Source organism: Microvirga sp. RSM25 (assembly GCF_044784385.1).
GTDB lineage: Bacteria > Pseudomonadota > Alphaproteobacteria > Rhizobiales > Beijerinckiaceae > Microvirga > Microvirga tunisiensis.
The window spans coordinates 2,138,322-2,151,444 of the sequence record NZ_CP173039.1 but is presented as its reverse complement, the minus strand read 5'-3'; the positions used below and the strand labels follow the sequence as shown (position 1 = coordinate 2,151,444).

General features: G+C 63.4%; 11 protein-coding genes. 9 read left to right on the top strand and 2 right to left on the bottom strand.

Annotation, left to right across the window (positions count from 1 at the left end; all coding sequences use genetic code 11):
• The first annotated feature begins 16 nt into the window (after positions 1-16).
• Positions 17-2,446 carry a helicase-related protein gene (locus tag ACD578_RS10080; protein ID WP_404292736.1) on the top strand — a complete coding sequence of 810 codons (2,430 nt, stop codon included), beginning with the start codon at positions 17-19 and terminating at the stop codon, positions 2,444-2,446.
• Between the two features lie 3 nt (positions 2,447-2,449).
• Here the strand turns inward: ACD578_RS10080 and ACD578_RS10075 are convergent, their stop codons facing one another.
• The gene (locus ACD578_RS10075) at positions 2,450-3,619 is read right to left on the bottom strand and encodes a M20 aminoacylase family protein (RefSeq protein WP_404292734.1); all 1,170 of its coding nucleotides are present in this window, start codon (positions 3,617-3,619) and stop codon (positions 2,450-2,452) included.
• Between the two features lie 98 nt (positions 3,620-3,717).
• Between ACD578_RS10075 and ACD578_RS10070 the strand changes: the two genes are divergently transcribed.
• The 6 genes from ACD578_RS10070 to ACD578_RS10045 all read left to right on the top strand — a co-directional run bounded on the left by ACD578_RS10070 (position 3,718) and on the right by ACD578_RS10045 (position 9,674).
• Complete coding sequence (locus ACD578_RS10070; RefSeq protein ID WP_404292733.1) at positions 3,718-4,401, top strand: phosphoribosyltransferase; 684 nt, start codon at positions 3,718-3,720, stop codon at positions 4,399-4,401.
• 186 nt (positions 4,402-4,587) lie between these two features.
• Positions 4,588-5,628 carry a PotD/PotF family extracellular solute-binding protein gene (locus ACD578_RS10065; protein WP_404292731.1) on the top strand — a complete coding sequence of 347 codons (1,041 nt, stop codon included), beginning with the start codon at positions 4,588-4,590 and terminating at the stop codon, positions 5,626-5,628.
• Positions 5,629-5,638: 10 nt separating this feature from the next.
• Positions 5,639-6,487, top strand: a complete 849-nt coding sequence (locus ACD578_RS10060; RefSeq protein ID WP_404292730.1) for an ABC transporter permease — start codon at positions 5,639-5,641, stop codon at positions 6,485-6,487.
• Positions 6,484-7,275, top strand: a complete 792-nt coding sequence (locus tag ACD578_RS10055) for an ABC transporter permease (protein WP_404292729.1) — start codon at positions 6,484-6,486, stop codon at positions 7,273-7,275. Before ACD578_RS10060 ends, ACD578_RS10055 begins: the two co-directional genes overlap by 4 nt.
• A gap of 6 nt (positions 7,276-7,281) precedes the next feature.
• Complete coding sequence (locus tag ACD578_RS10050) at positions 7,282-8,349, top strand: ABC transporter ATP-binding protein (RefSeq protein WP_404292727.1); 1,068 nt, start codon at positions 7,282-7,284, stop codon at positions 8,347-8,349.
• Complete coding sequence (locus ACD578_RS10045; RefSeq protein ID WP_404292725.1) at positions 8,349-9,674, top strand: amidohydrolase family protein; 1,326 nt, start codon at positions 8,349-8,351, stop codon at positions 9,672-9,674. Before ACD578_RS10050 ends, ACD578_RS10045 begins: the two co-directional genes overlap by 1 nt.
• A gap of 3 nt (positions 9,675-9,677) precedes the next feature.
• On the opposite strand, the gene ACD578_RS10040 is transcribed toward ACD578_RS10045, so the two are convergent.
• Positions 9,678-11,552, bottom strand: coding sequence for an adenine deaminase (locus ACD578_RS10040; RefSeq protein WP_404292723.1), 1,875 nt, complete (start codon positions 11,550-11,552; stop codon positions 9,678-9,680).
• 83 nt (positions 11,553-11,635) lie between these two features.
• Here ACD578_RS10040 and ACD578_RS10035 point away from each other — a divergent pair, with 83 nt between their 5' ends.
• Entirely contained in the window at positions 11,636-12,559 is a 924-nt protein-coding gene (locus ACD578_RS10035; RefSeq protein ID WP_404292722.1) for a nucleoside hydrolase, read from the top strand.
• A 36-nt stretch (positions 12,560-12,595) separates the two neighbouring features.
• On the top strand, positions 12,596-13,123 hold the full coding sequence (locus ACD578_RS10030; protein WP_404292720.1) for an ankyrin repeat domain-containing protein: 528 nt from the start codon (positions 12,596-12,598) through the stop codon (positions 13,121-13,123).

Here is a 13,123-nt window from a genome sequence, read left to right as displayed (position 1 = left end):
CCATGCGGAACTGTGAATGTCCAAGAAGTCTAAGAACCTTGTCAGCCTCAATCACCTACCGGGAATTCTCCTTGCCAGCGCAGCCGAGTGCGAGCGCTGGATCGAGACCGGGCTGATCCCAGTGGCTGAGCGTCGGACATTCCAGAAGCGTGGGCGCGCCTTCGAGGCTCCCATGTTCGATCCGGAGGTCGTTGCGCAACTGGCGGCCGAGGTGCCGGCATGGCGGGAGCAGGGAGGCGAGATCCTTGAGAGCGCTCCCCATGCTCCCCGAGGCGGAGGCGATCATCAGCCTCTCGACGATGCCGCCCATCGGCGCCGGCAGAGCGTTCTTGCGCCCGTCCGCCGAAATACGGGCATCTACGTCGCCGAGGACATCCGCAGGATCGAGAGCGGCCGGTGGAAGCCGGAGCGCGTCTTTGCGGGCTACAGGGCGGTGTTCAGCAAGCCGATGCAGGTTCTGCCGGACAGTCCCCCTATCGATATCGCCGTCGAGTTCGCCTTTACCGAACCTCTCGAAGTGGCAGCGGTCGTGTTAGCTCCGGCGCGCGTGGAGCGCGCCGAGCTTGCTGCGGCGTCAGAAGCTCTCGAAGCCAAGATCATTGAGCTGCGAGACGCAACCTTCGAGGCCTGCGAGCAGGAGCTGGCAAGCTGGCGCGACGAGCTTGAGACTTATCTGGCTGCTTACGAAGATGCGGACGAGCGTCAGGCGATCCTCGGCGGTATTCAGGTTGCTCTCGAGAAGCTCGACCGGATCCACGCTTCAGACAAGGGTGGGCCAGGCGGCGCAGGGCGTAAACTGCGCCAGAAACTCGACGATTATCGTTCCAAGGCCGCCGCCAGACGACTCCGGCACCTTCGCGAGGCGCAGATCCGCGAGGCGTCCGGCTATGAGCGCTATGCGGCCATCTTTCCGGTCGCGCGCTCCCTGAACCGCCGATTCCTGTTCCTCGCAGGGCCGACCAATTCGGGCAAGACCTACGAGGCTCTGAAACTCGCCGGAGAGGCCGAAACGGCCGAGATTCTCTCGCCCCTGCGGCTCCTTGCGCTTGAACATTATGAGCGCATGAGCGAGGAGGGACTCGCGGCCGGCATGGTCACGGGCGAGGAGCGCGTTCTGCCGGACGACGCGACCCATATTGCCCGCACAATCGAAACCTTGGATCTGCACCGCGTCGTCGACGTCTGCGTGATCGACGAGGTCCAGATGCTGGGAGATCCGAGCCGCGGCTGGGCTTGGACTCAGGCCATGATCGGAGCGCCTGCAAAACTCGTGGTCCTGACCGGCGCACCGGAAGCGATCCCTCTGGTCGAGCATCTGCTCGCGATGACCGGCGAGCCGCTTGAGGTGAAGATCCTCAAGCGCAAGGGCAAGCTGCGCGTGGAAGGTGTCCCGGCCAATCTCAACAAGCTGTCGCGTGGCGATGCCGTCGTGGCCTTCACCCGCCGCGACGTGCACGATCTGCGCACGCGTCTGGTCTCGGCCGGGCGCACGGTTGCGACCGTGTATGGTGCCCTGGGACCTGAAGTCCGCCGGGCGGAGGCGGCGCGCTTCCGCAACGGCGAGGCGGAAATCCTCGTCGCTACGGATGCCATCGGAATGGGCCTCAATATCGGGCCGCTCAGGAGAGTCGTCTTTTCGACTCTGCGCAAGTTCGACGGCGTGCGCGAGCGTCAGCTCACGGCCATGGAGATCAAGCAAATCGCCGGCCGGGCAGGGCGCTTCGGCCACCATGACGAAGGCCTTGTGACGGCACTGCCGGACGCCGGCGCATACGCCCAGGTCGAGACTGTCATCGGCAGTGCGCTCAAGGGCGATGCGGCGAAGCTGCGGGGCAAGGCCTATGTCCGCCCGAACCACGAGACGGTGCTGTCGGCGAGCGAAGTGCTGCAGACCGACCGGCTCGGCCGCATTCTTCGTCACCTGAACGACACCCTCGTTGCCGGGCATCCGGATCTGCGTATGGCTGATATGGAGGAGATGATCGAGCTGGCGACGCTCCTGGATACGGTGGACATGCCGATCCTCGACCGCCTGTCTTATGCGATAGCGCCGGTCGACGGGCGTGAGCAGCTGGCTGTCGAGCTCCTTCTCGATTGGGCTCGGCAGCATGCTCTGCATGGGCGTGTTCATGCGCCGGACTTCGGCGTGAACACGGATCTTCTGAAGCTCGAAGCCAGGGTAAAGATCGCCACCAGCTGGCTGTGGTTGGGTCAGCGCTATCCGGACGTCTTCGACGATGTGGAAGCCGTGGTTGATTTGCGGGCAAGCCTCAACGCCAAAATCGAGGAGAAGCTTGTTGCGACCTCCGTCTCCCATCGCCGGAAGCCGGATGAGAAATCTCGCCGAGATAGAAGCAAGAAGACCCAACGCCAGAAAAAGAACAGACGCGGTTGGATCGATGCCGATGTCGGTGAGACCGAGCCCTCCCGCGTCAGGGGGCAGTAGGCTTCAGGTTGCGAGCTCCTGCTCCACGAGCGCAATCCAGAAGGCAACGCCGGTCGGAATCGCGTCGTCATTGAAGTCATATGCTGCGTTGTGATGCAGCGCTCCATCGACGGCGGGTCCATTCCCGAGCCAGACATAGGCTCCGGGCGCGGCATTGCCGAAGAAAGCGAAGTCGTCGCCAGCCGTCGAGGGCTCGAAATCTGTCACGACATTGGAGCCGCAGACGGCCCGCGCCGCCTTGAGTGCGCGAGCCGTTGCATCTGCATGGTTGATGACCGGCGGAATGCGGCGGCGGAATTCGTATGAAACCTCGATGCCGAACATGGCGGCGACGCCCCGCCCCAACCGCCCGATTTCCATTTCCAGCTGATCGCGCACCTCGGCCGAATAGGCCCGCGCGGTTCCGCCGATCTCGACGATATCCGGAATGACGTTGAGCGCCCGCGGATCGCCGGCCTGGATAGAACAGGCGCTCACCACGGCGGGCTGCAGGGGATTGACCACCCGTCCTACGATGGTCTGCAGGGCGGAGAGGAAATGCCCGCTCGCGGTGATCGGGTCCTTGCCGAGATGAGGCTTGGCCCCATGGGTGCCTACCCCCTTGAAGGTCACGAACCATGTGTCGGACGAGGCAAGCTGAGGACCGGCCGTCACCGCCATTTCGTCGGTGCTCAGACCCGGCATGTTGTGCAGGCCATAGACGGCATCGCAGGGAAAGATGTCGAAGAGCCCATCTTCGACCATCTTCTTTGCCCCGCCACGGCCTTCCTCCGCCGGCTGGAAGATGAAATGCACCGTCCCGGAGAAATCCCGGGTTTTTGCCAGATGGCGCGCAGCCCCGAGCAGCAGCGTCGTATGCCCGTCATGTCCGCAGGCATGCATCTTTCCGGCAAACTTCGATTTGTAGGGACGCTCCGCCTGCTCCGGCATCGCCAGTGCATCCATGTCGGCGCGAAGGCCGATGGTTCGCATGCTGTTGCCCACCTGCAGAGTGCCGACGACGCCCGTCTTCCCTAATCCGCGATGGACCCGAAGTCCGGCCTCTTCCAGAAGTGAGGCGACGATCCCGCTCGTCCGCTCCTCCTCGAACCCCAGCTCCGGATGAGCATGGAGGTCTTGGCGGAGGCTGCGCAGGAATGGTAGGTCCGCCTTGATGAGGTCCTGAAGGGGCATCGCGCTGTCGTCCTGGATGGGCTGGCCAAGCCCGTTCGATAGCGCGATGCCGGCTGGGTCACAATCATTCAGTGCCATACCAATGAGAGATACGAGCGATGCAGCCTCATGATTTCTGGCAGGAGATCCATTCGCCTCACACCTTCGAGCGGCTGCCGGCTGAAGGGCATCGCGGGTTCTTTCCTGCGGAGTTCGAGGATGGCCGTCAGTTGCGCCTTCCGATCCGGGAATTGGCGGATGGGGAGCACGCTCTCGCATCCCTCATCATCAACCAGGCCGGTTTTGCCGTCGAAGAGGCCTTGTGTGCCAGCCTTGCTGAAAAGGTCCGGCACTTCGAGCCCGAGGTGGTGGTCGGTCTTCCGACGCTGGGGCTTACCCTGGCAAGTGGCACGGCGAAGAAACTGGGACACGGCCGCTATGTCCCACTCGGGACCTCCCGCAAGTTCTGGTACCGCGAAGACCTCTCGGTTCCAATGACGTCCATTACCAGCCCGGAGCAGGTTAAGCGTCTCTATCTCGACCCTCGCATGGTGCCGCTGATCCAGAACAGGCGCCTCCTGCTCGTGGATGACGTCATCAGCAGCGGGCGCTCCGTTGTTGCAGCTTTGAGCCTTTTGGAAACCTGTGGGATCAGGCCCGTCGCCATCGGAACGGCGATGTTGCAGACGGATGTATGGCGGGAGCAGCTTGCCGCCACCGACCCAGGGTTGCCCGAACGCGTTGTGAGTGTCCTGAGGACGCCGCGCCTCAAGAGGGTGACGGGCGGATGGACTCCCGAGTAGATCAGCTTCGTTTTGCAGGTTTTTTGGGCAGAATGGCGGTAAGGTGGGCAGAGTCCTTGGCGGGCGGGGCTTTCCCGAGGCCATGGTTGTGCTAATGCGTGGAGCCTGTAGGGCCGTCATCCCCTTGTGAAGGATATCGGCACCCATTCCTCGGCTGTGAACTAATGGAACCTAGGAGATCCTGAGATGGTAGGGCGTTGGTGGAAACCGATTGCGGGCATGGCTCTTGTCGCCGGAGCGCTGACTGCCGCTCCGGCCATGGCTCAGAACAAGACTCTCACAATCTCCTGGTGGGGCTTCAACGGCGACAAGTTGGAAGAAATCATTCTCAAGCCGTTTCGCGCCCAGTGCGGCTGCGAGCTGGTCTTCGAGACGGGCAACAATGCCGACCGCCTGAACAAGATCAAGATCCGCGGCGGCGGCGGGGTGGATGTCGTCTATCTTACCGACAGCTACTCCCAGATCGGCATCCAGGAAGGCCTGTTCCAGCCGGCCGACCGCTCGAAGATCCCCAACGTCAACGGCATCTACGATCTCGCCAAGGAGCCGCAAGGCAAGTTCGGTCCCGCCTACACCATCGGCCGCGTGGGCGTCATCTATGACAGCGCCAAGGTATCGGCGCCGATAACCTCCTGGAACGACCTGTGGCGCGACGATCTCAAGCGCCGTGTCTCGCTCCCGGGCATCACCACCACCGCCGGCCCGATGACGGTTCTCGTTGCCGCCAATAAGGCGGGCGTCGATCCCTACAAGGACGAGAGTGCAGCCTTCAAGGCTCTCGAGCAGCTGAAGCCCAACGTGGTCAAGAACTACAACACCGGCTCGGAACTCGTGAACCTGTTCTCGACCGGCGAGGTCTCCGTCGCCATGGCGCAGGACTTCACTCTGGCCCAGATCCAGGCGGCGGTGCCGACGGTGCGATGGGCCGAGCTGAAGGAGGGCGATTATGCCACCCTCAACACGGTGAACATCGCCAAGGGCGCTGCGAACCCTGAACTGGCGCACCAATTCATCAACTTCATTCTCGATCCCAAGATCCAGCAGACGCTGGCCGAGCGGGGCGTCGATGCTCCTGTGTCGACTGCCGTGCAGCTGACGCCCGAACAGGCCTCCCGCTGGACCTACGGCCAGAAGATGATCTCGTCGCTCAAGCGCCTCGACTACGAGAAGCTGAATGCGGCGAAGAGCGACTGGCTCGATGCCTGGAGCGAGGTCTTCGGGAAGTAATCCTGACATCATGACATCAAGACATTTCTGGCGCCGGGATGGCGCAACCGGGTGGGCGCTGTCAGCGCCCGCCACGCTCGCCGTGATCGGGTTCCTGATCGTGCCGATCGGAGCGGTGATCGCGGGAACCTTCATGGATCCGCGCGGGGCTTTCGCCCCCTACATCTCCTATTTCAACAGCGGCTTTCGCACGACTGTCCTGTTTCGGACGCTGCAGATTTCGGCCTTCACGACGATCATCTCCCTGATCTTCGGCTTCATGACCGCCTATGTGGTGTCGCGTGCGCCGGGCAAACTGAAGAGCCTGCTCATCGTGGCGGCGGTGTTTCCGCTTCTGACGGGCGTCGTGGTCCGCGCCTTCGCCTGGCTCATCATTCTTGGCCGCAACGGCATCCTGAACCAAACCCTTCTCGCGCTCGGCATCGTCAACGAGCCGCTCGAGATGCTCTACACGCAAGGCGCCGTCATCATCGGCATGGTCTATCTCTTCGTGCCGCTCATGGTTCTGTCGCTGGTCGGTGTGCTTGAGAACATCCCTCGCGATGTGCTGCAGGCCTCCTCGTCGCTCGGGGCTTCGCCTATGGCGACGTTCTGGCAGGTCCTGCTTCCCCTGGCGGTGCCTGGCCTCATCGTCGGTGCCGTGCTGGTCTTCACCGGCAGCTTCACGGCTTACGCGACCCCGCAGCTTTTGGGCGGTGAGCGCCAGACCGTGCTTGCGACGCTTCTGCAGCAGCGCGCCATGGTCTCGTTCGACTGGGTCGGCGCCTCGACGATTGCGACCATCATGACGGTCATCACCATCTCCATCGTTCTTGCGATGAGCCACATCGCCCGCCGCATCAACCCCATGGCCACGTGATGTCCGACAGACCTCATCCCATCCTCATCGCTGTCGCGGCGCTGGTCTATCTCTTCCTGATGGTGCCGCTGGTCATCGTGGTCGGCGCGGCACTCAGCGACACGACCTACCTGACCTTTCCGCCGCAGGGGCTTTCCATGCGCTGGTTCGAAAACATCTTCGAGATCAGCGCCTTCCGGCGGACCATCGTCACCAGCCTCCAGATCGCCTTTTTGGGCACGCTGATCGCGCTCCTGATCGGCGTTCCGGCGGCCTACGCCCTCAATCGATTCCGGGTCGAGCTTCCGCGCTGGCTCGGAACGCTGTTCGTGCTGCCGATCCTCGTACCCGAAATCGTGTTCGGTTTCGCGCTTCTGAAGTCGTTGACGGTCGGGGCAGGCCTTCCGATCTTCGCGGCCCTTCTGATCGGTCACACGCTGATCGTGCTGCCCTATGTGGTGCGGGTGATCAGCGCGAGCCTGGCCTCCTTCGATTTCTCCATCGAGGAGGCCGCGATCAGCTTAGGGAGCGCTCCGGTGAAAACCTTCTTCACCATCGTGCTGCCGAATGTGAGGGCAGGGGTTATCGCGGCGTTCATCCTCGCCTTCATCACCTCGCTCAACGACGTGTCGGTGTCGCTCTTCCTGACAGGACCGGGCATCAGCACTCTGCCGATCCAGATCCTGGCGCATGTGGAGCAGTTCTTCGACCCGACGGTCGCCTCCGTCTCCGTCCTTCTGATGTTCCTCACCGTGGCCGTGATGGCCATCGTGGAGCGAACCCTCGGCCTCACCTTTCTTGCGAAGTAGCTTTCCGTGACACAGCCTCTCGATATCAACGCCGTTTCCGCCCATTACGGGACGACCAAGGTTCTCGAAGATCTCTCGCTCTCGGTTCAGGCCGGAGAACTCGTGTCCCTCCTCGGTGCCAGCGGCTGCGGCAAGACCACGACCCTGCGCCTCATCGCCGGTTTTCTATCGCCCACCAGCGGATCGATCCTGCTCGGCGGGCGCGACTTGACGCGGTTGCCAACACATAAGCGCGATATCGGCCTGGTCTTCCAGAACTACGCCCTGTTCCCGCACCTGTCGGTCCTCGACAACGTCGCTTTCGGCCTCAAGCAGCGGGGCCTCGCCCCGGCCGAGCGTCGCAAGCGGGCCTTGGCCATGTTGGAGCGCGTGGGCCTCGCAACTCTCGCGGACCGCGCGCCTGGCGCGCTCTCGGGCGGACAGAAGCAGCGTGTCGCCTTGGCGCGGGCGCTCGTTATCGAGCCGCCGCTCCTGATGTTCGACGAGCCACTCTCCAATCTCGATGCCAAGCTCAGGGTTGAGATGCGCGTCGAGATCCGCCAACTGCAGCGCGCCAACGGCACCACCTCGGTCTATGTCACGCACGACCAGGAGGAGGCGTTCTCGATCTCCGACCGCGTCGCCATCATGGATGCCGGGCGCCTCATGCAGTTTGATCGGCCTGAGGTGCTCTACCGCCGTCCGGCCAATACCTTCGTGGCCCGTTTCGTCGGCTTCGAAAACATCATTCCGTTGAAGGTGGTTGCGCGCGACGGCGATGTCGTGACCGCTGAGACAGCAGGAATGCGACTGCGGCTGTCTCAGAACCTGTTCGGCGCCATCCCGGATACGTTCCTGCTCGCCACGCGGCCGGATGGCCTGATGGTATCGACCGCTTCGGCCGCTGAAGGGCTTCCCGCCCGATTGGGCCTGCGGACCTATCTCGGCCGAGCCTATCAGTACCACTGTGAGACGGCTGCAGGCCATCTGATTGGCAACGGCAGCCTGACGGCGCCGTTGGAGGCAGGCACGAGCGTGAAGCTCGTGCCGGTGCCGGAGCAATCCACCATCCTTGCCTCCGAGGAGGACGAGTGATGGCTGCGATTCTGATCAAGAACGCCTGCCTTCTGCCTATCGATACGACCATGAGCGTCATCGACGGCGGATGGATCCATGTCGAGGGCAGCACGATCCGGGCGCTTGGGTCCGGCGAGCCGCCTCAGGTGGAAGGCGCCGAGATCATTGACGTCGACGGCGATGTGGTCATGCCCGGCATGGTCAATCCCCACGCGCATCTGGCGATGACGCTCTTCCGCGGCCTCGGCGAAGACGTGGACGACCGGCTGTTCCGTTATGTGCTGCCGATGGAGCGCAAGTTCGTGACGCCGGAGATGGTGCGTGTCGGCACGCTTCTCGGCGCGCTCGAATCCATCGAGGCAGGCGTCACCACCATCGCCGACATGTATTATTACGAGACCGAGGTCGGGCGGGCTCTCGATCAAGCCGGGCTGCGCGGTGTGGTCGGCCAGACCCTCGCGACCTTCGATCCGCCCGATCACAAGACCATCGACGAGGGGTTTGCCCTTGTCGAAGAGCTGGTGGCCGAGTTCTCGGGCCACGAGCGGATCGTTCCGTCCATCGCTCCCCATGCGCCGTATTCGACCGACATAGAAGTGATGGCCCGCGTCGCCGGCTATGCGCAGGAGCATCCCGACGTTCCGGTACAGCTCCATCTCGCCGAGATGGACAGCGAGATGGAGTGGTGCCGCAAGAACCACGGCCTGCGGCCCGTCGCGGTAGTCGAGAAGGCGGGGCTTCTGCTGCCCGGACTGATCACGGCCCATTGCCTGCACATTGACCCCTTCGAGATCGAGCGCATGGCCAAAGCGGATGTGCGCGTGGCCCACAATGCCCGCTCGAATGCGAAGGCCGGGCGCGGCATTGCACCTGTCGAGGCGATGCGCGGGGCCGGCATCAAGGTCGGCATCGCGACCGATGGGCCGATGAGCGGCAACACCCTCGATCTGTTCAGCCAGTTCGGACCGGTTTCCATGTTCCAGAAGCTGCTCGGTCACAGCCGTAAGCCCATGCCGGCGGCCCAGGTGATCCGCATGGCGACGCTGGAAGGGGCGCAGGTGCTCGGCCTAGACAGCCGCATCGGCTCGCTGGAGCCCGGCAAGCAGGCGGATCTCATCCGTATCGACCTGTCCGCGCCGCGTCTGCAGCCGATCTACGACATCTACGCCACGCTGGTGTTTTCAGCGATGCCGGCTGATGTGCAGGACGTGATGGTCGGCGGCCGCTGGATCATGCGCGGCCGCAATGTCCAGAGCCTGGAGCGCAAGAAGATCCTGCGCGATGCGGGCCAAATCGCTGCCACGTTCAAGGCCGAGATGGCGCGGATCGACGCGGCGGGCTGATTCTTACCAGACGACCGGGTGCGTCTGTCCGGTCGCTACGTTGACGAAGCCTTGTGGAGCGGCCTCGCACGGCGCGACCAGCACCCAGCGCCAGGGCGCACAGGTGAGGGTCGCGAACTGGAGCCGCTCCGGAAAGCCCGGAAACCAGCGCGGCGAGAAGGTGGGCTCGTACAGCCATTCGATCTTTGCCGCTTCCGCGTACAGCTGCTGCATCTCGGCATCGAGGTCTTCCGCCGGGCGCTGGGTCATCAACCCACCGATCTCGTAGCGCACCTCGGCCAGCACCTTTCCGCCGCTGACGAGAACCCAGCCGCCGCCGATTTCCGCAACGCGGTTGGCCACCATCGCCATGGCTTCGTCGGACGATCCTACGATCCAGAGATTGTGCTTGTCGTGAGCGACCGTGCAGCCGACCGCCGTATCGGGCGTTTTCGGGCCGCAGCCAAGCCAGAACATGCGGGAGATCTTTGCCTCGCCTGAAAAGCGGTCGACGATGGCGAATTTCGTGACGTTACGCCCTGAGTCACGCTGAACCTCAGCGTTCTCGACGGGGAGGTCCATGGTGATGAAGTCGTCGTGCCAGTGGAACGGGCGCAGCAAAGCCGCGTGCATCGTGGCGCGTCCTGGCTCGGCCGCGATGACGAAGTCCTTCGGTTCGACCCGACGACGTATGTTCACTGTCTTCGTGGCCCAGTCGGGCCAGTCGATGGAGGGCAGAGGACCCAGATAATCCGTTCCCTTGGACACTGGCTTTCCGTCCGCCCAGACCTCAGCGATCGAGAGCGTCTCCACGTCGTCGAGAAGCACGATATCCGCGAAGCGTCCTGGCGCGATGCTGCCGACCCAGGGTGTCAGCCGCATGTGTCGAGCTGGATTGATCGTGACGCACTGGATCGCGATCTCAGGCGAGAGCCCCGACTGAACGGCCAAGCGGACATTGTGATCCGTGGCGCCCATCCGCAGCGTATCCGACGCGCTGCGGTCATCGGTGGCGAAAGCTACCTGCGACCAGTCCGAGAGACCGCGCTGAAGCAGTCCCCCGATGATCTCAGGCATCGAATGCGGCCTGATCTCGATGAAGATGCCGTGGCGCAGCTTGTCCCAGACTTCCTCAGCCGTCCAACCCTCGTGATCGGAGGCAAGTCCCGCTGCGGCGAAGGCGTTAATGGAGTTCAGATCGCGCAAGCCCGCGCCGTGACCTTCCACGACACCACGCTTCTCGAACGTCGCCTGGATCATGCCCCAGAGCCGCTTGTGCGAAGGGTTCTCCGGGATCCAGACGGCGGGCCAATCCATGACCTCGTCGAGGCCGGCGACCATGAGGCTTTCTTTCAGAAAGCCCGCCTGCTCGTCGTAGCCGTAATATCCACCGCCCCATTCATAGGCTGTGGGAGGCACGGCCGACCCCGGAAGCGGGAAGATCTTCATCGGCGAGCCGTGTCGCCGGGCAGTGAGCCAGAATTCGAGATTGTGGGGGCCATCCACATTCGAGAATTCATGGCTTGCCTCGCAGGTCCAGGTGTTGCCGTGCGGCAGAACGAGCGCTGCCTCGTATTCGGGCGTGATGTGCGAGCTCTCAATATGCTTGTGCACCTCGCCGAATCCAGGGACAGCGGCGAGACCGCTGCGATCCGCGTGCGCAGAAGCCGTTCCGGGGTAGGTGCCTGAAGGTCCGGTCCAGGCGATGCGCCGGCCGCGGATGGCGATCTCCTGATCCTCGGCCCACGTGCGCGTGTGAACATCGAGCAGGCGACCGACCCGCAACAGCATATCGGCAGGCCGCTTGCCCAGGGCGACCAGAACGAGATCCTGGCGGATGCGCACCTCATCCTCGGCATTCACCAGGAGATCGTCGGGAAGCGAGGCTGAATGGATCACGGAGCACCTGTGACTATGGTCAAGTTCCGTCCGGTGTCGGATAAGCGGCCGAACGGACTCACAGCAAGGTTTCTAACCTCATCATGCCTCACGCAAAACCCCGGCTGATCGTCATCGACACGGATCCAGGCATCGACGATGCCATTGGCATCCTGCTTGCCCTTGCCTCACCTGAATTCACCATTGCGGGCATGACGACGGTTGCAGGGAACATCGGCATTGAAACGACGACACGCAACGCGGGCCGGCTGCTGGCTTTCGCCGGCCGGGAGGATATTCCGGTTTTCGCAGGTGCGGCTACGCCTCTGTCCCGGCCGGGACCTGAGCCGCTGAACCTGCATGGGAAAGATGGCATCGGCGGTGCCGATCTGCCCGATCCCACAAAGCAGCCGGAAAACCAGCCTGCTGTCGCATGGCTGACGGAACTTCTGCTCAACGAGTCGGCCGGTACAGTCGATGTGCTCGCTCTCGGACCGCTGACCAACATCGCCCGCCTCATTCTCGAGAAGCCGGAAGCTGCCAATCGCATCGGCCGGATCATTGCCATGGGAGGCGTGGTTCACGAGGCAGGCAATGTCGGTCCGCGCTCCGAGTTCAATCTGTGGGCCGATCCGGAAGCGGCGGCTGTCGTCGTATCTTCGGGATTGCCCCTCGTGCTCGTGCCGCTGGACGTGACCCGACAGGTGCGCGCCACGCGGGATTTCGCGGAGGCCCTGTCCGCGACCGGGATGCCTCTGGCCGCCATGGTCGCTGATCTCCTCGAGTCCTATTTCGAGACCACGACGCATCGGGAAAGCCGTCCGCTCCACGATCCTTGCGTGATGCTGTTCGCACTGGCACCGGAACTCTTCCGTCTGGAGGATTTGCGCTTGACCGTCAGCACCGGTTCCACGGAGGAAGCGGGAGCGTTGACGATCGGGGAGAAAGGGACGCTGGTTCAAGTCGCCATGAGCGTCGATGGTTCAGCCGTTCTCGATCTACTCGCCGCGAAATTGACCGCTATCTGAGGCATGAATGGTCTCACGAGTCGTTTGGAGCGCAAGATGCAGAATGAACCGCCCAAGCCGGAACTGGACGAGGAGACGATCGCCTTCGCCCAGCGGGTCTTCCAGCATGCCAGGGCAGGGCAGGCGCAGGAGCTCGAGGAATTGTTGCGCATGGGGCTGCCGCCGAATCTGCGCAACGAGAAAGGCGACTCGCTCCTGATGCTGGCGAGCTACCACGGCCATGTCGATGCCGTGGGGGTTCTCCTGGCGCATGGCGCGGATCCGGAACTCGCCAACGATCGCGGGCAGACGCCCTTGGCGGGCGCGGCCTTCAAAGGTGACATGGCAACGGTCCAATGCCTGCTGGACAGTGGAGCGGATGCCAACGGCCGCAGCGAGGGCGGAAAAACCCCGCTCATGATCGCAGCCATGTTCAACCGCACCGAGATCGCCGAGGCCCTTCTCGCGCGAGGAGCGGATCTCCAGGCACGCGATGCGGGCGGCCTTACCGCCGAAGCGCTTGCCGGCGCCATGGGCGCCGTGGATACAGCGGAGCAACTTGCCAGGGCGGCACCGAATTCCTGA